The following is a 22,368-nucleotide window of genomic DNA, read 5'->3' as shown; positions in this document are numbered from 1 at the left end:
CGTTTTATAAGAAATGAATTTAAAAATTAATAACAGGTTCAAATCCATAGGGGGATTACTACTTATAGCTAGCTTGTTCTTCGTTATGCCTCATGCGATCGCGCAGCAGGACTCGACGGCAGCAGCTGAGCCACAAACAGAAGCTGTAGATACGGTTTCGTCAGATGATTCAGCATCCACAGTTACCGATACCGCAGCCACTGCAGAAGCGGTGACAGCAAGTCCTGCAGCTCCAACAACAGTTACGACAGCAGCACCGGCGGCGGAAGAAGGAACGAAAATAGACCCACAAGTCTATAAGAATTTCTTCTATTACGTGCTGTTTTTTCTCGTTATCTGTACGGTAATTGCTGTTATCGGTAAGATACATTCCCTGTATGTGCTCACCAAAAAGATGAATGGCAAGTATAACCCTTTAGCGGGTAATACATTTCAGGCCGTTTTGTTGTTCTTGTTTTTACTGTTCTTCTTATGGGGAGTCTATTATTCGTATACCGTGTGGGGATCATGGGCGTGGCGTGAAGCTGCGACTGAGCATGGTAAGGAAGTAGACAAAATGTTTATTATTACAACGGTACTTATCACGATTGTCTTGGTCGTGATGCACATTCTGATTTTGACTTTTACGCTCATTTATCGGATGCGTGCTCAACGAAAGGCATATTATTACCCACATAATGACACACTGGAGAAGATATGGACGATCATTCCTGCTACTGTTTTGACCATTTTGGTGCTTTTTGGATTTTTCTCTTGGCGAAAAATTACCAATGTGCCGGAGGAATTGCAAAAATCGGCTATACAGATCGAGGTTTTAGGTGAGCAGTTTAAGTGGTCTGTTCGTTACGCCGGCACTGACGGTATTATTGGTAAGCGAAATTATAAATTGACCACGGCTACAAACCCTTATGGTATCGACTTCAACGATAAATCTTCTTGGGACGATATCCAAGGAGACGATATTGTTCTTCCGGTCGGTAAGTCCGTACGTTTTCACATCATTTCGAAAGATATTATTCATTCCTTCTATATCCCGGATTTCCGGGTACAGATGAACGCCGTTCCGGGCATGACAAACTATTTTCAGTTTACCCCTACTGTTACGACGGAGGAGATGCGTGACCGGATGAATGATCCAAGCTATGACTTTATTATGTTGTGTAATAAAATCTGTGGACAAGGACATTTTAACATGGGTAAAAAAGTCATTGTTGTCAGCGAGGCAGAATATAAAGATTGGCTGAGCAAGCAGAGTAAATATTTTACAGAAGATCTGCAGAAGGAGTTTGCACAGAATGATACGGAGATTAGTCCTCGGACAGCCGCATTAAATTAATCAAAGAAAAAGAACTTTTATAATAGAATATGTCAAGTACAGTTATATCTCACGACGCTATACATCACGATTCACATGGGCATCACCATGAGTCATTCCTAACTAAATATATATTTAGTCAGGATCACAAGATGATATCTAAACAATTCTTGATTACAGGTATCATCATGGCTGTTTTTGCCATGCTGTTATCGATCTTATTCCGGATTCAGCTTGCTTGGCCAGATACCGATTTTCCGATATTGGAGGTCTTTTTGGGTAAATGGGCTGAAGGAGGACGGATAAAACCTGACTTTTTCCTATCCTTAGTAACGATACATGGTACCATGATGGTGTTCTTTGTATTGACGGCAGGTCTGTCGGGTACGTTTAGTAACTTATTGATCCCTTATCAGTTGGGCGCCCGCGATATGGCTTCGCCACTGATGAATATGTTGTCTTACTGGTTCTTTTTTGTCGCTTGTGTGATTATGTGCGCTTCCTTCTTTGTGGAAAGTGGGCCGGCTTCCGCGGGATGGACAATTTATCCGCCATTGTCATCGGTGCCGACAGCGATATCGGGATCGGGACTGGGTATGTCATTGTGGTTGGCCAGTATGGTATTGTTTATCATCTCTCAGGTATTAGGAGGGGTTAATTATATCAGTACTATTCTTAATCTGCGTACGAAAGGTATGGGGCTATGGAGAATGCCTTTAACCATTTGGGCCTTTTTCCTGACGGCTATTGTAGGTTTGTTATCTTTCCCTGTACTGGTAGCGGCTGTTGTACTTTTGATATTTGACCGTTCTGCTGGAACATCCTTCTATCTGTCCGATCTTGTAGTGCAAGGTCAGATATTACCTAATGAAGGTGGCTCTCCGATCTTATTCCAACATTTGTTTTGGTTCTTAGGTCACCCGGAAGTATATATTGTTGTTATGCCAGCGATGGGTATTACCTCGGAGGTAATTTCGACCAACTCCCGTAAGCCGATATTTGGTTATCACGCGATGGTGTATTCCTTGGTAGGTATTACCGTACTTTCCTTTATCGTTTGGGGACACCATATGTTTGTAACAGGGATGAACCCTTTCTTAGGTGGTGTATTTATGATTACGACATTGATCATTGCCGTGCCATCAGCGGTTAAGGCATTTAATTATACAGCGACGTTATGGCGAGGTAATATTCGGTTTACACCGGCGATGCTGTTTGCTATCGGTATGGTGTCTTTCTTTATTTCAGGCGGTGTTACTGGTTTGATCGTCGGTAATGCGGTGATCGATATTCATGTACACGATACGTATTTCGTCGTTGCCCACTTCCATTTGGTTATGGGATCTGCCTCGATTTTTGGTATGCTATGTGGTGTTTACCATTGGTATCCGAAGATGTTCGGGCGGATGATGAATACCAAATTGGGTTATTTGCATTTTTGGTTGACGTTCCTCGGCGCTTATCTGGTTTTCTTCCCGATGCACTTTATGGGTATCGATGGCGTGCCACGACGGTATTATGCTTTCACGGAGTTTCCTTTTATGGAAAAATGGGTGTCGGTTAACCTGTTGATTACTTGGGCGGCGATTATTGCCGGACTTGCTCAAGTTGCTTTCTTGATTAACTTTTTCGGGTCTATTTGGAGAGGAAAGAAGGCATCACAAAATCCGTGGGGTTCGAACACCTTGGAGTGGACTACGCCGGTGAAACATATTCACGGCAACTGGCCGGGGGAAATTCCCACAGTCTATCGTTGGCCATATGACTACAGCAAGCCTGGACACGATGCTGATTTTATTCCACAGACTACTCCTTTTTCCGAAACCATGAGTTCCAATCAGATGCACGATTTTGAGGGAGATGAGGAGTCGATACGTATCCAAGAGGAGTGGAATAAGGAAAATAATAGAACAGAATAGGGTAGAAGAAAGATGTATCCGGCACCAGAGAAGCGATTTATAAAGACCAATAGATTAACAATTATTGTTTTATTTGTCGTTATTGCTGCTGGTGGAATCGTAAGAAGTACGGGATCGGGTATGGGGTGTCCCGACTGGCCGAGATGTTTCAATCGTGTGATCCCGCCTACTGATGTATCACAATTGCCCGATGGCTATGAGGAACATTATATAGAAGGGCGTGTAAAAAAGAATGAACGCTTTGCACAGATGGTTGAATTCTTTGGATATGCAGAGACCGCCGATAAAATCCGTCATGATGAATCCATTTTGGTACATGAGGAGTTTAATGTAGCGAAGACCTGGACAGAATACATAAACAGATTGGCGGGAGTTACAGCAGGGTTCTGTCTACTTTTTACAGCGATTTTTTCTTTTACTTATATTAAGTCAAAACCGTCCATTTTAGTATGGAGCGTTCTTAATCTTTTTGCGGTGATTTTTCAGGCCTGGTTTGGATCCATTGTCGTGTCTACAAACTTGATGCCTTGGACAATTACTTTACATATGCTGTTGGCTTTGGTGATTGTGGCTATTAGTATTTATACATTTTTTCTGGCTACCACCTTGCGTAACAAGGATATCCTGATCAACTTCCCACTAGTGGGCTTAAAGACGTTTGGCGTTATAGCTGTTGCTTTTACCCTTGTTCAAGTCGTTTACGGCACAGAGGTAAGGGAAATCATTGATCATTTGAACGATGACAACGTACCGCGCGCACTATGGATTGATCAGATCGGAACTGCATATACCGTTCATCGCTTGCTGGCCTATGTGACATTGCTGTTGACCGTGGGCTATTTTTTTGTGGTCAAGAGCAGATTTAGTAAGTTATCCCTGCAAAGTAAGTTTGCGTGGGTGACATTAATTTTGATTATGATACAGATGTTGTCTGGGATAATATTGGCTCGTTTTGATGTGCCTGCTTTTGCTCAGACGACGCATTTAGTAATAGCGAGTTTGTTTTTTGGCGCTCAGTTTTACCTGATGTTGCTGATGACGAAGTCCAAGATTTAGATATAACGGGGTAAGGAGAAGATGAAGTATTCATGAGATGAGAGCATTTATATCAGATTATAACAAACTTGTAAAGTTACGATTGACGTTAACTGTTGTTTTTTCGGCGTCCATATCGTTTTTGATTGGAGCTGTTCAACAGGGTGAAATTATTTGGTTCAATTGGTTGATGTTGACCCTAGGCGGCTTTTTTGTGACGGGTGCGGCGAATGGCTTCAACGAGATTATAGAGAAGGACACCGATAAACTGATGCGACGGACTATGGACAGGCCTTTGCCGGCAGGACGTATGACGACCGGACAGGCGTTGGTGTTAAGTTTGTTGATGGCAATAGGCGGAAGTTTGATCCTGGTGCAGCTTAACTTTCTGACAGGCTTATTGTCCGTTTTCTCTATATTTTTATATGCTTTTGTATACACGCCATTAAAGCAAAAATCACCCATCGCCGTATTTGTAGGTGCTTTTCCGGGAGCTTTGCCTCCTTTGATTGGGTATTACGCATCTTTTCAATCTGCCGGCTTTGGTTTTGCTTATGCGCAGGTCAGTGAAGCAGCGATCATTATCACGCCGTTTGTGCTGTTTGCTATTCAGTTTGTTTGGCAGTTTCCACACTTCTGGGCGATTGCCTGGGTGGCGGATGAAGATTATAAAAAGGCGGGTATTCGGCTGTTGCCGACAACAAAAAAGGATAAGGTGTCATCTATTGTTCTTTTTATATCCTGTGTGTTAATGATACCTGTAGGTTTTTTACCCTACTATTTTGGTTTTGGGGGGCTGACCTTTACGGGTGTGTCGTTGATAGGCGGAGCGATGTTCGCCTGGTATGGTTATAAGCATCTGCAAGAAATGTCAGATGCATCGGCAAAAAAAATTATGTATATTTCATTTGCCTATCTGCCAGTGACACAGTTGGTTTTATTGTTTGATTTTAGTCGGTTTTCCGCTTAAATTAAGGTTTTAGAGGAAGAACAGATATGAATAATTCTTTTAGGTTTGAATATAGCAATGGAGAATAATACTATTCGTAGTATAGAAGAAGAACAACGGATCAGAAAAGCGAAGAAGTTTAATCTTTGGCTGGGTATGATCGGTATGTTTATGATGTTTGCAGCTTTATCGAGCGGTTTCATTGTTTATACCGCAAGTGGTGTGGATAAGGGTATTAAAACCTTATTACCTCAGACATTTATATACAGTACGGTAGTGATCGTTATCAGTAGTTTGACTTTGCATTTGGCTTATAGGGCTGCACACGCAGCCGCTCTTGCAAAACAGAAATTCTTTTTGTTATGTACGATTGCCTTGGGTATCTTGTTTTTTGTTTTGCAGGTACATTCTTGGCAGGTACTTACCGGACAAGGTGTATTTTTTATCAATAACAATGCATCCCAATCTTTTGTGTATGTATTTACCGGACTGCATTTATTGCATATCATAGCCGGGCTGATCGTATTGTTCCGTTGCTTTGTCGGCGTGGTAAAATCTATTCCGCAGGCGAATAACATTTTTAGAATGGATCTGGCTGCTCTTTTCTGGCATTTTCTAGATCTTTTATGGATTTATATATATGTTTTCTTACTTTTGAACCAATATTAGTAAACAATGAGTACAACAACAGTATCGCAATTGGATAAGGTTAAAGACGGCCCATGGAGTGGAGGCAGGTCGCCTTGGAATTTAGAGTATGGAAAGATCATGATGTGGTTCTTTCTGGTGTCAGATGCATTTACTTTTTCGTCTTTTCTGATTTATTACGGTGCTCAGAAATATGCGCAACCCAGCTGGATTGACGCCGATAAAGTTTTTCAATCTATACCGGGAATAGCCGATTCGGGACAACCTTTGGTCTTCGTCGGTGTCATGACCTTTATTTTGATTATGTCGTCTGTAACCATGGTGCTCGCGGTTGAAGCTGGACATCGGAACGCGAAGCAGGAGGTAGTCAAATGGATGCTCTGGACAATTTTAGGTGGTTTGTTATTTGTCGGTTGTCAGGCTCTGGAGTGGTCTCACTTACATCATCAGGGGTTTTGGTTCGGAAGAAATCCGGCAACGGGGCTGGCCGATCCGGCAGCAATAGCGGCGACACTGGAACCGTATTTTACAAAAGAAATTTCCTATACCGCAGCGCTACAGTTCTCTAATCTGTTCTTTACTATTACAGGCTTCCACGGTTTCCACGTTTCTATCGGTATCCTGTTGAATATCATTGTACTTTTCATGACGTTAAACAATACGTTCGAACGCAGGGGTACTTATCTTATGATAGAGAAAGTAGGGCTTTACTGGCACTTTGTGGATCTGGTATGGGTATTTGTATTTACCTTCTTCTACCTTATATAGTAAGAGACAAGGATTAAGGAGCAAGGAATAAGGACTTGCTGATGCTTGATAATTAAACTGGGTTTTGAATTTTTACTTTTAAATTTTTACTTTTAAAAATGGCACAACACGATCATATAGCAGCTTCCCATACCGAACACGGACATGGAGAGGGTATGGATAAAAAACGTATCTGGTCCGTATTCTTTGTCCTTTTGGCATTGACGGCCTTAGAATTTTTACTGGCCTTAGGTTTTGTACATCATTGGGGTATTTTGGAGAAAGGCATGTTCCTTAATGTCATTTATATTACACTGACCTTAATAAAGGCCTATTATATTGTTGCATTCTTCATGCACTTGAAATTTGAGAAATCGGGTTTTATCATTACCTGTGCTGTCGGCTTTATCCTGATCGTTTATTTTATTGCCTTATTGCTGATAGAAGGTGACTATTTGTTGTATCATTTCCAAGAGCACCCGCTTTATCCGCATCCGTAATAATGAACGTCAGTTCTCGTAAGAAAAATATTTCTACTGTAATAATCCTGGTCATCATTTTACTGGTACCAGGATTTTTATATGTAGCGCTTAATCGTATGGGGACAAATGCTTATGTCGTCCTCCCTGTGTATGGTGAGAAGGTACTTTCGGGTAAGATGAATAAACGGATGGGCCGGGAAATACCGGATACTATTTTTCACAAGGTCTCCGCTATGCCGTTCATCGACAATCGAGGAGATTCGGTTTTGTTCATGGGTACTGATTCGATTATTAGCGTTGTTCACCTCTTTTATGCGCAAGACGACGGATTGTCTGTTGCGCTCGCACAAAATCTACAAAAGGTCGTCGAGCGGTTTAAAAATAATCATACCGTCAAATTCTATTCGATATCGGTCGATCCGAAGGATTCCTCCCGGGAATTGGGTAGCTTCGCAAAGCAATTTGATGCAGCGAATACGGGAAATTGGACGTTCGTTGGGAATTCTACTGTAGATCTATTACCCTTTTGTCGTGAACAGTTATTAATAGATGCGATGCCCGATCCTGTAGATTCGACGCGTTTTATTATCAGTCCGAACTATGTTCTTATTGATTCTAAGCATCGTATTCGTGGGTTTTATGATATTAATCTGAAAACAGAAGTGGATCGGTTGCAGGATGAAATCAAAGTACAGTTGGTCGAAGAGATTAGGAATAATCCGTTAACGATAGAGAAGAAATAGATGATGACAGCAGAGGAAAAGAAATACAAAAGTCTGGTATGGACCTTATCCATTGTCGTCCCATTGGCAGTGGCTGCACTTTTTGGCGTCAACTTGCGCCGGATGGGTTATGATGTCGCGCCTTTGTCCTTTTTGCCCCCCATCTATGCGACGATAAACGGTCTAACGGCGGTATGTCTGGTGATAGCGGTAACCGCGGTAAAACGGGGGAACCGGAAGCTACACGAGCGCTTAATAAAGCTGTGCATGGTTTTTTCTTCCTTGTTTTTGCTGATGTACGTAGCTTACCACATGACTTCCGATTCGACAACATTTGGTGGAGAAGGAATTATCCGATACTTTTATTTCTTTATCTTAATTACACATATTCTACTCTCTATTATTATCATTCCATTTGTTCTTTTTACCTTTATTCGGGGGATCGCCGGAGCATACGAACGCCATAAAAAACTGGCGCGCATCACGTATCCGATGTGGCTCTACGTCGCTGTTACGGGAGTGGTTGTGTATCTGATGATTTCGCCATACTACACGCATTAGGGCATATTGCGATATGTGGGGTTCTTGATTTTTTAATTTTGACTTTTTAATTTGAAGCATGAATAAAATCTGGATATATCAAGCGGATCGATTTTTGTCCGATAAGGAAGTCGAAGAGATAGCTGCCGAGTTATCTACCTTCGTGGCAGATTGGGCGGCACATGGCAGCGCCTTGGCGGGAAAAGGATACATCAACTATAATCTCTTTTTGATTCTTGAGGTGGATGAAACGCAGGCCGATGTAACAGGCTGTTCGATTGATTCCTCGGTTCGTTTTATCAAAGCATTGGAACAGAAGTTTAGTGTCAATTTCTTTGACCGCATGAAGGTCGCCTTCAAAGATGCTACAGGTACCGTCCGGTTGGTTGACCGAGTGGACTTTGAGCATTTGATCAGACAGGGTGATGTCACAGAAAACACTATTGTCTTCAATAACCTGATCCAACAAGGTGAAGATCTACAGACCAAATGGGAAGTGCCGTTTAAAGAGAGCTGGCATAGTAAGGTGTTTTGAATAACACATCAATATAGAAACTATGGCGTCGACGGCAATACGACGCCATAGTTTTTGCTGTCACAAACTCGTTCGCGGTGCTGCCGACAAAATAGCCGGACTTGCTTTATCCGCATACTGCTTGAAATTTTCCACGAACAGGTTAGCCAACATAAGCGCCTGTCTATCGTAAGCCTCTTTATCTTCCCAAGTGTTTCGTGGATTGAGTACCTCATCGGGAACCCATGGACAGGATTGCGGTTTCCATACACCGAAGACCGTATGGGCTTCGTAATCCACGTCATCCAGATCTCCCCGCATAGCGGCATGGATCATGGCCCGGGTATAGCGAAGACTCATACGCCGACCTACGCCATAACGTCCTCCGGTCCAGCCGGTATTCACAAGCCAGACATTTACGTCGGGGTTCTCTTCCAACTTTTTACCCAACAGCTCCGCGTAAGCAGTCGGATGAAGCGGTAAGAATACGCGCCCGAAGCATGCAGAGAATGTAGTCTGTGGTTCGGTGATACCGACTTCTGTGCCTGCTACTTTTGCCGTATAACCGGAAAGGAAGTGATACATCGCCTGTTCTTTCGTCAGCTTTGAAATAGGTGGGAGAATACCAAAAGCGTCACAGGTCAAGAAGAAAATATTTTTGGGATTACCTCCCACGGATATGGATTTAGCATGGGGTATATAATGTATAGGATAAGCCGCCCGTGTATTCTCTGTAATGCTCGAATCCGAAAAATCTACTCGGTCAGTACCCGGGAAAAAGGAAACATTTTCCAGTAAAGTCCCGGGTTGTATCGCTGCGTAGATTTCAGGTTCTTTTTCGGCACTTAGATCAATACATTTAGCATAGCATCCTCCTTCAAAATTAAACACTGCTCCTTTGGCCCAGCCATGCTCGTCGTCACCGATGAGATAACGGTTTGCATCGGCCGATAAAGTCGTCTTACCTGTTCCGCTCAGACCAAAAAATAGGGCAACGTCTTTGTCTTCGCCCTCATTTGCAGAACAATGCATAGGCAGTATCTGGTGTTCATACGGTAATAAGAAATTCAATACGCTGAAAATACCTTTTTTCATTTCCCCTGTGTAGGCACTTCCACCGATGAGAATGACTTTCTTACTGAAATTGACGATAGTGAAATTACGTTGCCGGGTGCCATCGATTTCGGGATCGGCTTCGAATTCCGGTGCCTGAAGAATTAGCCATCCTTTTTCGAATGATTCATGCTCTTCGGCGGTAGGTCGGATGAAGAGGTTGTTACAAAAAAGACTTGCCCAAGGCGTGGTATTCACGACGGTGACGTTTATCCGGTATTCGGAATGAGCTCCGGCATAACAGTTCCGTGCCCACAGCTCCCTTTCTGAAAGAAAAGCAACCATTTTGTCATACAGCCTATCATACACATCTTCACTTGTGGGGATGTTGATGTCGCCCCAGTCGATCGTATCGGAAGTCCATGAGTCTTTGACAATAAACTTGTCTTTTGGAGATCGCCCGGTAAATTTTCCCGTGCTTACACACAGTGCGCCCTGATCGTTTAAGCTACCTTGGCCTAGTTGCAGGGTTTGCCTGGTCAATGTTGCGTTATCCAGGTTCCAGTGGATAGTCGCGGTTTTGATGCCTAGTTCCGTGAGGTTTAATTTGGAACTTGTTGCCTCAATTTCATGTTGTGTCATGATTATCATAATTTAATGAGGCTAAGGTAGGAACAATATCAAAGGGGTAGGGGACGAGTTTAATTTTTACGAAACTGTCATTTATAGCGAATGAAATATAGCAAAGTCGAAATTATTTTGAATTATGTTGTTTTTGGCAATAGAGGATATTGTAATTTTTTGAAGAAATAAAAAACAAAAAAACGCCACTTTTGGGTGGCATTTGTGTTCAAAAAGTCATAAACGAAAACGATTGCGTATAATTTTTAATCCATATAATGAATGGATATGTTTGACTTTTGTACGGATAGCTGGATTTTTCGTCCCATGATCAGCGCCCGATTGTCTGTAATGTGACCCACCGGGCAACCGAAAGCCACGGGGAAATCTGCTGTATCGACCTTGTCCAGAATAATCTCTTCAACAGTTTGCCCAAATGGTGGTGTGTTGTCCCGGAGGTTGGTAAAACTACCCACAATCAGTCCGGCCAGCTTACTCAATTTGTTGGCCCGCTTTAATGTCCAGAGCATCCGATCTACATTATAATAGGCTTCACCTATGTCTTCGATAAAGAGTATCTTTCCCTTATAGTCTACGTCCGATGAAGAATTAAGAATACTATGCAATATAGCTAGATTACCTCCAGTCAGGATACCCTCTGTTTTTCCGGATCGGTGCGGAAGATCCGGTGCCTGATATTGCAGATCCGTTTCTCTACCAAAAAGTGCATTTTGTAAGGATTGCCGTGAATCGGTAGTCGCCCCCAACAGCGAGTTGACCATCGGACCATGGATCGTGGGAATGCCGGTTTGACGTTGGATGTGGCTATGCAATACCGTGATATCGCTGAAGCCGACCAGCCACTTTGGGTTTTTCTTAAAGTTGGTAAAATGAAGACGGTCTACAATCCGCACGAATCCATATCCGCCACGTCCCATAATAACAGCTTTGATTTCCGGATTGTCCAAGGCGGCCTGAAAATCATTGGCCCGCAAAGTATCATCGCCGGCAAACTGATGGTGCTGCGCATAAAAGGAATCACCGACGACAAGATCGAGATCCCAACTTCTCAATAGATCAAAAGCTTTTTCCAGATCGGCCTTGATATAACCTGCGGGACATACCAATGCAATTTTATCGCCGGCCCGGAGAAATGGAGGGATCTTCATCGTTCTTCCTTGTCTTTTTTTTCTTAGCTTTATTTATTCAGCGCAAATTGAATTATCTTTGCAAACAATTTTACGATTAATTTTTCAGTACACCCCATTAAAAATACAATATCTTGAATAATTTCTCCAAAAAACGTTATACCATTACTTCTGCTCTTCCTTATGCGAATGGGCCCTTGCATATAGGCCACCTTGCGGGGGCATATATTCCGGGCGATATTTATGTGCGCTTTCTGCGCTTGAATGATAAAGATGTCGTGTATGTTTGTGGTTCGGACGAGCATGGTGCTGCTATCACCATTAAAGCGAAGAAAGAAGGTGTGACGCCACGTGAAATTATCGATACCTACAATAAGCAGATCAAAGAATCTTTTGAAGAATTCGGTATATCGTTTGATATCTATCACCGGACTTCTGAGCAGATTCATCATCATCTGTCTCAGGAATTTTTTCTGAACCTGTATGAAAAGGGAGAGTTTATTGAAAAGTTTTCTGAACAATATTACGATGAAGAATTTCATCAGTTTTTAGCGGATCGTTATATTGTCGGGACATGCCCGCATTGTCAAAATGAAGGGGCGTATGGGGATCAATGTGAAAAATGTGGTACTTCATTGAACCCTACGGATTTAATTAGCCCGAAATCGACATTAAGCGGAAAGACACCGGTGTTGAAAGAAACCAAACACTGGTACTTACCTTTGGATAAATATCAGCCTTGGTTGGAGAAATGGCTCATCGAAGGGAAAAAGGACGTTTTGAAATCGAATGTGTTTGGGCAGTGCCAATCCTGGCTGAAGTCGGGCCTGCAGCCACGTTCCATGACGCGGGATTTGGACTGGGGGGTTGATGTTCCTTTGGAAGAGGCCAAAGGAAAAAAACTCTATGTATGGTTGGATGCGCCAATAGGCTATATTTCAGCGACGAAGCAATGGGCTTTGGATCACGGCAAAAACTGGGAAGACTATTGGAAGAAACAAGCAGATCCCGAAGAGGATTCGACCTTGGTACATTTCATCGGCAAAGATAATATCGTATTCCATTGTATTATTTTTCCGGCTATCTTGCATGCACACGGTGAATATATCCTACCGGATAATGTCCCTGCCAACGAATTTTTGAATTTGGAAGGTGATAAACTGTCGACATCACGTAACCATGCGGTTTGGCTGCATGAATATCTGGAAGAGTTTCCCGGCAAACAGGACGAATTACGTTATGTACTCACATCGATCTTGCCCGAAACTTCGGATAGTGAATTTACTTGGAAAGACTTTCAGGCACGTGTCAATAATGAACTTGTGGCTATACTCGGAAATTTTGTGAATCGAGTGATGGTGCTCTCACATAAGTATTTTAACGGTAAAGTGCTATCAGGCACGGCCTTGTCGGATACCGATAACCGGGTATTCGCGGATCTGGCTAAATATCCGGTACTTATAGAGCAATCTCTTGCTAACTACAGGTTCCGTGAGGCTTTGAATCATTTTATGAATGCGGCGCGCTTAGGTAATAAATACCTTGCTGACGAGGAGCCATGGAAAGTGATTAAGCAAGATGAGGAACGTGTAAAGACGGTGTTGAATGTGGCTACTCAAATTGTTGGGAACTTGGCTATCCTGGCGCAGCCGTTTTTGCCAAAGACGGCCACGACGTTATTTGAGATGTTGGATTTGCCTCAACAAAATTGGGCGAATGCAGGACGTCATGATCTGTTGGCCGAAGGCCATCAATTGGGTGAGGTTCAGCTGTTGTTTGAAAAAATTACCGATGAGCAAGTCGATTTTCAATTGCAAAAGTTAACCGCTGCAAAAGCCGATAACGCTGTGGTAGAGGTTGAAGCGACACCTGCGAAGGCAAATATTACGTTTGACGACTTTATGAAATTGGATATCCGTATCGGAACCATTCTGGAAGCAGAGAAAGTGGCGAAGACAAAAAAGCTGTTGAAACTGAAAATAGATACCGGTATCGATCAACGAACCGTCGTATCTGGTATCGCCGAATACTTCTCTCCAGAAGAGATCGTAGGCAAACAGGTATCGATCTTAGTCAACCTTGAACCTCGTGAGATTAAAGGTATACAGTCACAAGGTATGATACTGATGGCTGAGGATGCGGATGGACGTCTTGATTTTGTGAATCCGACTTCTGCGATACGACCGGGTAGTGTGGTGAGGTAGTCTGGCTATTTATCAAAAAACATATCGACCAGCTGCTTCGCTTCTTTCACATCGTGGACCCGCAGTATCTGAACGCCTCTTTCGAGTAGGAGGGTGTTGAGTGCTACGGTTCCATTCAACGCTTCCTCGGGGGTAATTCCCAGTTTTTTGTAGATCATGGACTTGCGGGAGATCCCGCCCAGCAGGGGTAGTCCGAAATAATGCAATTCGTCCGTCCGTAGCAGCAATTCGTAATTTTGCTCCACGGTTTTGGCAAATCCAAAGCCAGGATCCAGGATGACATCTTTGACACCCAGCGCACGTAGCTTGGCAATGCGCTCGCCCAGCTCGGTGGCTACGTCGGTGACGACATCGGTATAATCCGTGTGCTGTTGCATGGTTTCGGGGGTACCTCGCATGTGCATCAAAATATAGGGAACCTGCAACTCAGCAACTGTAGCAAACATATTTTCATCAAGATTGCCACCCGAGATATCATTGATGATATGGGCACCTGCATGTATACATGCTTTTGCTACATCAGCCCGGAATGTATCGATTGATAGGATGACGTTGGGAAATTCATTGCTGAGCTGTTCGATTACCGGAACAGAACGGTCGATTTCTTCTTGAGCCGTGATGTTTGTTGCACCTGGTCGGGAAGAGTAAGCACCGATGTCGATGATGTCAGCCCCTTCATCCACTAATTGTTGTGCATGTAAAAAGGCTTGATCGACGGTATTGTGTTGTCCGCCATCATAAAATGAATCCGGTGTAACATTCAAAATCCCCATGATTACAGGCCGTTCAAAGGTGAGTAATTTACCTTTGACCCGGATAGTCTGTGTAGGATAAGTACTAAACATGGCCGGATTATTTACGGATAAACTCAAACTTACCACTGGGATCCAGCTTCATAATAACAGATGGTCTTCCATCTCCTTTGTCTTCCTGACCGTATTGCACACTATAGTCCACGCCTTCTTTAATTTCCGAACTTATCTCATCAAAGTACCGAGCTGAAGGTGTGCCACTGATATTTGCCGAAGTGGAGATGATCGGCTTGCGGAAGCGTTGCAAAAGCTGCTGGCAGAAGGGGTGGTCAACAATGCGGATAGCTATACTTCCATCTGCAGCGATGACATTCTGGGGGAGGTTTTTTGCCTTGGAGTAAATGATTGTTAAAGGCCGGTCGGTTACCTCAATCAGTTCATACGCAATTTCGGGTATTTCCTGCACATAACTGGCCAGTTGATTATCATTGTGTAAGAGCACGATCATACTTTTATGCTGATCGCGCCCTTTTAATGCAAATATTTTTTCTACCGCTTCTGCATTGGTGGCATCGCAGCCAATACCCCAAATGGTATCGGTCGGATATAAAATGAGGCCGCCTTGTTTAAGGGTCTCTAATGCCTGATTTAGATCTGCTTTGTCGATAGTGTTTGTCATATGCTTACACCGCTACGTTATGTTCGCGTAGTGCATCATTTAGTGATGTCTTTTTATCCGTAGATTCTTTGCGCTTACCGATGATAAGTGCACACGGTACCTGATATTCACCTGCGGGAAATTTCTTTGTGTAAGATCCCGGGATGACAACAGAGCGAGCAGGTACATAACCTTTATATTCTACAGGTTCAGGGCCTGAAACATCAATGATTTTTGTGGAGGCTGTCAACACGACGTTGGCACCCAATACGGCTTCCGTCTCGACACGGATACCTTCGACGACAATAGCTCGGGAACCCACAAAGACATTATCTTCAATAATGACAGGAGCTGCTTGTACAGGTTCCAATACACCACCGATACCGACGCCACCCGATAGATGTACGTTTTTACCGATTTGTGCGCAGGAACCAACAGTAGCCCAGGTGTCTACCATCGTGCCTTCGTCAACGTAAGCACCAATATTGACATAGGAAGGCATCATAATAACGCCCTTCGCTAAATAGGCTCCATAACGGGCTGAGGCACCAGGAACCACACGGACACCCTGTGCTTTATAGTTGGTTTTTAATTTCATTTTATCGTGATAGACGAAAGGCTTATTTTCAATCTCTTTCATCTCACGAATGGGGAAATACAGAATAACGGCTTTCTTAATCCAGTCGTTCACATGCCAGCGTTCGCCCATAGGTTCTGCCACTCGAAGTTCACCAGTATCCAATCTCATGATAACTCCCTGGATAGTTTCGAAATACTCTTTATATTCCAAAAGTTGCCTGTCTTCCCAAGCTTCTTCAACGAGTTTCTTAGCTTTTTGTAAATCCATTTTGTTTTATTTCTTCTTATTTGTTATGACCTACAAACTTAGATAAATCTCCGCACAAATCCTTATTTTTGTTTATGGCAAATGAGACGGAAAAACTTCGGATAGACAAATACCTCTGGGCAATCCGTATTTTTAAAACGCGGAGTTTGGCGACGGAAGCGTGTAAAGCGGGCAAGGTAAAATTGAATGGTCAAAATGTAAAGCCTTCATATGTCGTTAAAATAGGGGAGCGTTACACGATCCAAAAAGGGATCGAGCGAAAGGAAATTTTGGTCACCGGGTTATTGGAACGCCGGATGGATGCAAAGACAGCAGTACAATTTTATGAAGATCATACACCTGTGGAAGAAACCTATGGTTTCAAGTCTGTTTTCCATGCGCCCATATTGAAGCGTGACCGAGGAACAGGCCGACCTACGAAACGAGATCGTCGTGAAATCGATGACTTAAAAAATGATTGGTGGGAAGAGGGTAAATAAAAAATGGAAACCCGACGGTTTCCATTTTTTATATCTTTTATCTTTGATCGAGCGGAACATATTGGCGTTCTGTCTCGCCGATATAAAGCTGACGCGGACGCCCGATAGGCTCTTTATTATCACGCATTTCCTTCCATTGTGCAATCCATCCCGGAAGACGGCCTAAGGCAAATAGAACTGTAAACATGTCTGATTTGAAGCCCAGCGCACGGTAGATGATGCCGGAATAAAAGTCTACATTTGGATAGAGTTTTCTATCAATGAAGTATTGATCGCTCAATGCCGCTTCTTCCAGCTGTTTGGCAATATCCAATACCGGGTCGTTGACACCTAATTTCTCTAAGACATCATCACAGGCTTTTTTAATGATCTTAGCACGAGGGTCAAAGTTCTTATAGACACGATGTCCAAATCCCATCAAGCGGAAGGGATCGTTTTTATCCTTTGCCTTCGCTATATATTTTGCGGCATCTCCACCGTCATTTTTTATATCCTCCAACATCTCAATTACCGCCTGGTTGGCGCCGCCGTGAAGCGGTCCCCATAGCGCATTGATGCCTGCAGAGACAGAGGCATATAGATTAGCATTCGACGAACCGACGATACGAACAGTTGATGTCGAGCAATTTTGCTCGTGGTCTGCATGCAAAATCAATAAGATACGCATCGCATCCAATACAGCCTCATCAAATACCTTATCACAATTGACTTCCCCAAAAATCATATTCATGAAATTGTCGATATAGCCCGAATCTTTTTTCGGGTATACCACAGGGTGACCAAGTGATTTTTTTTGTATCCAAGATACAATAGTAGGCATTTTACCAATGAGGTTGATGATAGTTTTATACTCCTCTTCTTCGGTCTGATTGGGATTTAATGATTCGGGATAGAACGCCGATAACGCACCGACAAGACATGAAAGCTGTCCCATAGGGTGGGATTTCGATGGAAATCCAGCGAAGAACATTTTCATGTCTTCATGAACCATCATTTTGGATTTGATATCAGCTCTGAATTCATCTAATACCTCTTTCGAAGGAAGATTTCCGTATATTAATAGATAAGCGACTTCTAAGAAAGTAGACTTCTCGGCCAACTCCTCGATATTATAGCCCCGGTATTTTAGAATACCTTTTTCACCATCTAAAAATGTGATAGCACTTTTCGTTGCTCCCGTGTTTTTGAAACCGGCATCTAATGTAATATAACCACTTTGATCCCTTAATTTTGCGATATCAATGGCCTTTTCATTTTCTGTTCCCGTTAATATAGGCAGTTCGAGTTCCGTATTGTCTAATTTAATAAACGCTTTTTCAGACATAATTTTCTATAGTATACTTTACACAAATATAAAAATGTGTCTCAATATACGAATTACCGCTAAATATATTTACATAACGGAGACATTTTTGCAACTTTTACTACGGATACGTTTTCGTAAGGAAGTGTGATTTTTGTGTGTTTATTCAAACGAGACGTCTGTTTGTTCAAAATGGTCGTTTCTAAAAGGTGCCGAGCAAAAATAAAGGTACCTACACACATATCAGAATACTACCATTATGTTTGAAGATAGATTGAAAATAGTTAAAACACGTTTACACACTTCAGGGGATGGTGTCTGGGTATATTCAGCAGTATTAATGTTCTACTTGGTGTTCAGATTCGTCATCGTCAGCTCGATGCCGATGTGTACAAAGCTGTGCACCATTTTCACGGCATGTGCAATTAAGGCGGGAAGTTCCCGGGCTTCGTCGGTATCAAAAGGTCCAAGTACGTAATCTACTTGTCGGCCTTTAGGATAATTGTCTCCAATTCCAAAACGAAGTCGTGGATAGTTCTGCCCGCCACAAGATGCTTCAATGGATTTCAAACCATTATGTCCGGCAGCAGAACCTTTGGGTTTGACACGTAGGGATCCGAAAGGGATAGCGAGATCATCGACGATGACCAATACGTTTTCTATAGGTACCTTTAATTGTTGCATCCAGTAGTTTACCGCCTTTCCGCTGAGATTCATATACGTAGTCGGTTTAATAACATATATCTGATGTCCACGGTGCTTAAACTCGGTATAATAGGCATGTTTGAGAATAGACCAAGATGTGCCAGCCTGATTTGCAAGCTCATCTGCGACCATAAAGCCAATATTATGGCGTGTGTCTGCATATTCTTTACCTATATTTCCAAGGCCAACAATTAAAAAATTCATGCCGTAAAAGTAAAAAGTAATCTGTCAAAATAAAAGAAAAGGCGCCAAAACAGGCGCCTCTCTCTTATTTTTTAAAGTAACTGATTTATTTCTTCGCAGCAACTTTTGCAGCTTCCTGTTCGGCTTGACGTAAAGCACGAGACATGATAACAGATACGATCGTATCGTCTGCATTGTTTAATATCGTAGCGTTTTCCACCTTCACTTGATTGACGCGGAAAGATTTACCCACTTCAAGTGATTCCATAGGAACTTCGACTTCCTGGGGAAGGTTGGCTGGTAAAGCTTTTACGCGAAGTTTACGAAGTTTCTGAACTAATTTACCACCCATTTTGACACCTGGAGAGGTACCTGTTAATTTAACAGGGATGTTAATGGCAACTTCCTTGTCGTCAAACAGCTCTAGAAAATCTACGTGTCTGACTTGGTCGGTTAAAGGATGGAATTGAGCTTCTTGAACGACTGCTCTTGCTTTTTTGCCATCGATGTCTAAGTCTACGAATACGACATCGCCGGTGTAAAGGACAGGTTTCAAATCAGCTGCGGATACAGCAAGGTGCGTCTGCTCTTTACCTCCATAAAGGACAGCAGGAACTTTTCCTTCATAACGCAATTCTTTTGCATCTCTTTTCCCTACGTTCTGTCTTACAGAACCGCTAATAGCAATTGATTTCATGATTGTATTATATATAAATTTTGAGATGCAAAGGTAAAGAAAAATATTTATTATCCAATAGTTTGGTTATAGGGTTACACAGTTACATGGTTATATAGTTGCATGGTTATACAGTTACGGCAATAGCAGGAATAGTAATCCATTGTGCCGAGGCGGCAAGCGACTGCTTAGTCATCGTAACAAATCAAATACATTTAGTCAAAATATACTATAATCGCCTGTTCTTTATTAAAAAAATAAGTAAACTTTCTCTTTTTATTAAATTATTCTTGTTTTTAGTCGGAGATGTTTTTAATTTTAGCTCAAACTTGAATTATGCGGAAGCTGGAAGAGTTACTGGAACAGATAGAAAAATCAGAATTGCCGAAAAGCAAGAAAGCTGTCCTGAATAAGGTTAAGCTTTTGCGCACCATTTTCAAAAAGGGGTTAGCAGCTGTCGGTGATCTGTCGCAGGAGATGGGACTTAGTTTTCCAACGGTTAACGCGCTAATTCTTGATCTGTTGGAAAAAGGTTTGGTTGTTGCACGGGAAAAAGGGGAGTCCATCGGAGGAAGAAGACCTGTATTATATCAGCTTAATGACGGTATCTTTCAGGTACTCTGTATCGAAATCGAACGGTTTTCCGTACGCTTGGTCGTTTTGGATAACAATAATAATGTCATATACCGGGCTAAATCGTATCCATTTGAAATTGTTGCGGATTCCTCACGGATTACGGATTTGACGTCAGTTATCAATACCTATCTCCAGGAGATAAAAGTAGATATAGCCGAAATTTCGGCCATAGGAGTCAATATGCCGGGATTGGTCAACTCAAATACGTCCACCAATGAAACTTTTTATACAGGCACTGGGTCTGATTTCAATATCAGTACATACCTGAGTGACAGGTATAACAAATATGTGGTCGTTATCAACGATGTTAAAGTTGCAGCCCTGAGTGAGCTTATTTATGGTGCAGCCCAACATAAAAAAAATGTATTGGTTATCCTGATGGATTGGGGGATTGGCTTGGGAATTATCAGCAATGGGACCGTATATATGGGAAATGATGGTTTTTCAGGAGAGATGGGGCATATGGTTTTCGTTGAAGATGGAGAGCTATGTTACTGCGGCAAACGTGGGTGCCTGGAAACCATAGCTTCTGGTATTTATTTAGTCAATCAAGCCAAAGCCGATATTCAGGCGGGTGTACCGACATTATTAAAGGGTTTAGTAGACATAGAAGACTTGCAGCCCCAACATATTATAGAAGTTGCTAATAAAGGCGATCAATATGCCATTGATTTAATTTCCGCTTTAGGAAAAAATCTGGGGAAGGCGATCTCGATGCTGATGCAGATTCTAAACCCCGAATCGGTGGTATTGAGTGGCAAATTTGCAAAAGCCGGAACGTTGATCACCATACCTATTCAGCAGAGCCTAAATACGTACACCATGAATGCTATACGTAAAAATAGCGTAGTTGAGCTTTCACCATTAGACGGCAATGGGTATGCGAAGGGCTTAGCACGTTATACTTTTGAAAAATATTTTGAACAGAATTTAGATTTATTGAACTAAAATTTTTTATACATGTTTAAACCTAATTCATCTTCCAGACGCGACTTTTTAAAGAAGTCTATGCTTGCAGCAGCGTCGTTTGCGATTGTTCCAAGGCACGTCCTTGGAAAAGGTTATCTGGCACCGAGTGATCATTTGACCAAAGGGGTAATCGGTGTCGGTTCTATGGGACGTGGACACTTTAAATATGCGGGAACAAAGACCGTGGCGATATGTGATGTCGATACCCGGCATCTAGCTATTGCGCAAAAAGCTTTAGGCGGAGGTGTCAAGGAACACCACGACTTCCGCGAACTTATCCAAAATCCCGAGGTTGATATCGTACATATCGCTACCCCGCCGCACTGGCATGGGGCTATGGCGATCGAGGCGGCTCGTTCGGGTAAGGATATCTGGTGCGAAAAGCCAATGACACGAACTATAGGCGAAGGGAAAAAAGTGAAAGAAGCGGTGGCACAGCATGGTAATATTTTCCGGCTGAACACCTGGTTCCGGTTTGATGCCAACTTCTACGGTATGGGGGTTCCTGTCAAAAAGATTAAGAAAGTGGTCGATACCGGCATGTTAGGGTGGCCATTGAAAGTAACAATCAGTAAACACACCGGTTTTGACTGGAAATTCTATTGGGTCGGTAAGGAAAACTTACCGGTGCAACAGGTTCCTAAGGAACTGGATTATGAGATGTGGCTGGGGCCGGCACCGCATAAACCGTATAACGCACATCGTGTACATACGACCTTCCGTGGTTATTGGGATTATGACGGTGGTGGATTGGGCGACATGGGGCAGCATTACCTGGATCCGGTACAATATTTTCTGGGCAAGGATAACGAAAGTCCGGTCAAGGTGGAGATCGATGCACCTCAACAGCATTCCGATGCGGTGGGGACCTGGCGTAAGATTACCTATACCTATGCCGATGGATGCCAGATTATTCTGGACGGTGCGGCTACGGAAGTCGGGAAGGCCTATATAGAAGGACCTAAGGGAAAGCTGTACCGCGGCTTTGTCTCCGATATACCGGACTTGGAAAGAAAACTTGCACAGTACCCGGATCCTGCGCCGCAGATGACGGATTTTGTGGAAGCTGTCCGCACACGGCAGAAGTTTGCGTTGAACGAACAGAACGGGTACTATTCCTGTACGTTGGTCAACCTCGGCCTGGCCGCCCTACGGCTAAACCGGACACTGCATTTCGATTCGGCGAAACAGGAATTTGTGAACGACGAAGCAGCCAATAGATTAATTTATCAACCCATGAGAGGTCCCTGGACTATCTAATCT

At 42.9% G+C, this 22,368-nt stretch carries 22 protein-coding genes; 14 read left to right on the top strand and 8 right to left on the bottom strand.

Features of this window, described 5'->3' with window-relative positions:
• The first annotated feature begins 13 nt into the window (after positions 1 to 13).
• From G5B30_RS01490 to G5B30_RS01445, 10 genes are all read left to right on the top strand, one after another.
• Positions 14 to 1,336 carry a cytochrome c oxidase subunit II gene (locus G5B30_RS01490; protein ID WP_240903062.1) on the top strand — a complete coding sequence of 441 codons (1,323 nt, stop codon included), beginning with the start codon at positions 14 to 16 and terminating at the stop codon, positions 1,334 to 1,336.
• Positions 1,337 to 1,365: 29 nt separating this feature from the next.
• On the top strand, positions 1,366 to 3,234 hold the full coding sequence (locus G5B30_RS01485) for a cbb3-type cytochrome c oxidase subunit I (RefSeq protein WP_165318177.1): 1,869 nt from the start codon (positions 1,366 to 1,368) through the stop codon (positions 3,232 to 3,234).
• Positions 3,235 to 3,246: 12 nt separating this feature from the next.
• A complete protein-coding gene (locus tag G5B30_RS01480; RefSeq protein ID WP_165318176.1) occupies positions 3,247 to 4,290 on the top strand; it encodes a COX15/CtaA family protein in 1,044 nt (347 codons plus the stop codon).
• Between the two features lie 37 nt (positions 4,291 to 4,327).
• A complete protein-coding gene (cyoE, locus tag G5B30_RS01475) occupies positions 4,328 to 5,239 on the top strand; it encodes a heme o synthase (protein WP_165318175.1) in 912 nt (303 codons plus the stop codon).
• A gap of 45 nt (positions 5,240 to 5,284) precedes the next feature.
• Entirely contained in the window at positions 5,285 to 5,887 is a 603-nt protein-coding gene (locus tag G5B30_RS01470; protein ID WP_240903061.1) for a heme-copper oxidase subunit III, read from the top strand.
• 6 nt (positions 5,888 to 5,893) lie between these two features.
• Positions 5,894 to 6,634: a cytochrome c oxidase subunit 3 gene (locus G5B30_RS01465; RefSeq protein ID WP_165318174.1), complete on the top strand. Its 741-nt coding sequence runs from the start codon at positions 5,894 to 5,896 to the stop codon at positions 6,632 to 6,634.
• 98 nt (positions 6,635 to 6,732) lie between these two features.
• Complete coding sequence (locus tag G5B30_RS01460) at positions 6,733 to 7,113, top strand: cytochrome C oxidase subunit IV family protein (protein WP_165318173.1); 381 nt, start codon at positions 6,733 to 6,735, stop codon at positions 7,111 to 7,113.
• A gap of 2 nt (positions 7,114 to 7,115) precedes the next feature.
• On the top strand, positions 7,116 to 7,838 hold the full coding sequence (locus tag G5B30_RS01455; RefSeq protein ID WP_165318172.1) for an SCO family protein: 723 nt from the start codon (positions 7,116 to 7,118) through the stop codon (positions 7,836 to 7,838).
• On the top strand, positions 7,839 to 8,378 hold the full coding sequence (locus G5B30_RS01450; protein ID WP_165318171.1) for a DUF420 domain-containing protein: 540 nt from the start codon (positions 7,839 to 7,841) through the stop codon (positions 8,376 to 8,378).
• A gap of 58 nt (positions 8,379 to 8,436) precedes the next feature.
• On the top strand, positions 8,437 to 8,892 hold the full coding sequence (locus tag G5B30_RS01445) for an ABC transporter ATPase (RefSeq protein ID WP_165318170.1): 456 nt from the start codon (positions 8,437 to 8,439) through the stop codon (positions 8,890 to 8,892).
• A 60-nt stretch (positions 8,893 to 8,952) separates the two neighbouring features.
• Here G5B30_RS01445 and pckA read toward each other — a convergent pair whose 3' ends face one another.
• Both pckA and G5B30_RS01435 read right to left on the bottom strand, forming a co-directional pair.
• The gene (pckA, locus tag G5B30_RS01440) at positions 8,953 to 10,566 is read right to left on the bottom strand and encodes a phosphoenolpyruvate carboxykinase (ATP) (RefSeq protein ID WP_165318169.1); all 1,614 of its coding nucleotides are present in this window, start codon (positions 10,564 to 10,566) and stop codon (positions 8,953 to 8,955) included.
• Between the two features lie 245 nt (positions 10,567 to 10,811).
• The gene (locus G5B30_RS01435) at positions 10,812 to 11,714 is read right to left on the bottom strand and encodes an LD-carboxypeptidase (protein ID WP_165318168.1); all 903 of its coding nucleotides are present in this window, start codon (positions 11,712 to 11,714) and stop codon (positions 10,812 to 10,814) included.
• Positions 11,715 to 11,827: 113 nt separating this feature from the next.
• Here G5B30_RS01435 and metG point away from each other — a divergent pair, with 113 nt between their 5' ends.
• Positions 11,828 to 13,897, top strand: coding sequence for a methionine--tRNA ligase (gene metG, locus G5B30_RS01430; RefSeq protein WP_165318167.1), 2,070 nt, complete (start codon positions 11,828 to 11,830; stop codon positions 13,895 to 13,897).
• Between the two features lie 5 nt (positions 13,898 to 13,902).
• Here metG and folP read toward each other — a convergent pair whose 3' ends face one another.
• The 3 genes from folP to G5B30_RS01415 are packed head-to-tail and all read right to left on the bottom strand — an operon-like array spanning position 13,903 to position 16,154.
• Positions 13,903 to 14,742 carry a dihydropteroate synthase gene (gene folP, locus G5B30_RS01425; protein ID WP_165318166.1) on the bottom strand — a complete coding sequence of 280 codons (840 nt, stop codon included), beginning with the start codon at positions 14,740 to 14,742 and terminating at the stop codon, positions 13,903 to 13,905.
• A 7-nt stretch (positions 14,743 to 14,749) separates the two neighbouring features.
• Positions 14,750 to 15,328 carry an L-threonylcarbamoyladenylate synthase gene (locus G5B30_RS01420; protein ID WP_165318165.1) on the bottom strand — a complete coding sequence of 193 codons (579 nt, stop codon included), beginning with the start codon at positions 15,326 to 15,328 and terminating at the stop codon, positions 14,750 to 14,752.
• A gap of 4 nt (positions 15,329 to 15,332) precedes the next feature.
• Positions 15,333 to 16,154 (bottom strand): 2,3,4,5-tetrahydropyridine-2,6-dicarboxylate N-succinyltransferase, encoded by an 822-nt coding sequence (locus tag G5B30_RS01415; RefSeq protein WP_165318164.1) that lies wholly within the window; start codon positions 16,152 to 16,154, stop codon positions 15,333 to 15,335.
• 74 nt (positions 16,155 to 16,228) lie between these two features.
• Between G5B30_RS01415 and G5B30_RS01410 the strand changes: the two genes are divergently transcribed.
• On the top strand, positions 16,229 to 16,633 hold the full coding sequence (locus tag G5B30_RS01410; RefSeq protein ID WP_165318163.1) for an RNA-binding S4 domain-containing protein: 405 nt from the start codon (positions 16,229 to 16,231) through the stop codon (positions 16,631 to 16,633).
• A 37-nt stretch (positions 16,634 to 16,670) separates the two neighbouring features.
• Here G5B30_RS01410 and G5B30_RS01405 read toward each other — a convergent pair whose 3' ends face one another.
• The 3 genes from G5B30_RS01405 to G5B30_RS01395 form a co-directional block, all read right to left on the bottom strand.
• Positions 16,671 to 17,957, bottom strand: a complete 1,287-nt coding sequence (locus G5B30_RS01405; protein ID WP_165318162.1) for a citrate synthase — start codon at positions 17,955 to 17,957, stop codon at positions 16,671 to 16,673.
• 324 nt (positions 17,958 to 18,281) lie between these two features.
• Entirely contained in the window at positions 18,282 to 18,845 is a 564-nt protein-coding gene (pth, locus tag G5B30_RS01400; RefSeq protein ID WP_165318161.1) for an aminoacyl-tRNA hydrolase, read from the bottom strand.
• Positions 18,846 to 18,930: 85 nt separating this feature from the next.
• A complete protein-coding gene (locus G5B30_RS01395; RefSeq protein ID WP_165318160.1) occupies positions 18,931 to 19,521 on the bottom strand; it encodes a 50S ribosomal protein L25/general stress protein Ctc in 591 nt (196 codons plus the stop codon).
• A gap of 315 nt (positions 19,522 to 19,836) precedes the next feature.
• Between G5B30_RS01395 and G5B30_RS01390 the strand changes: the two genes are divergently transcribed.
• Both G5B30_RS01390 and G5B30_RS01385 read left to right on the top strand, forming a co-directional pair.
• Positions 19,837 to 21,084 (top strand): ROK family transcriptional regulator, encoded by a 1,248-nt coding sequence (locus G5B30_RS01390; RefSeq protein WP_165318159.1) that lies wholly within the window; start codon positions 19,837 to 19,839, stop codon positions 21,082 to 21,084.
• Between the two features lie 12 nt (positions 21,085 to 21,096).
• Entirely contained in the window at positions 21,097 to 22,365 is a 1,269-nt protein-coding gene (locus G5B30_RS01385) for a Gfo/Idh/MocA family oxidoreductase (protein WP_165318158.1), read from the top strand.
• The last annotated feature ends 3 nt before the right edge of the window (positions 22,366 to 22,368 follow it).

The organism is Sphingobacterium sp. SGG-5, assembly GCF_011043525.1.
Taxonomy (GTDB): Bacteria; Bacteroidota; Bacteroidia; order Sphingobacteriales; family Sphingobacteriaceae; genus Sphingobacterium.
The sequence above is the reverse complement of the archived record's forward strand: the minus strand, read 5'-3'. Positions and strand labels throughout refer to the sequence as shown.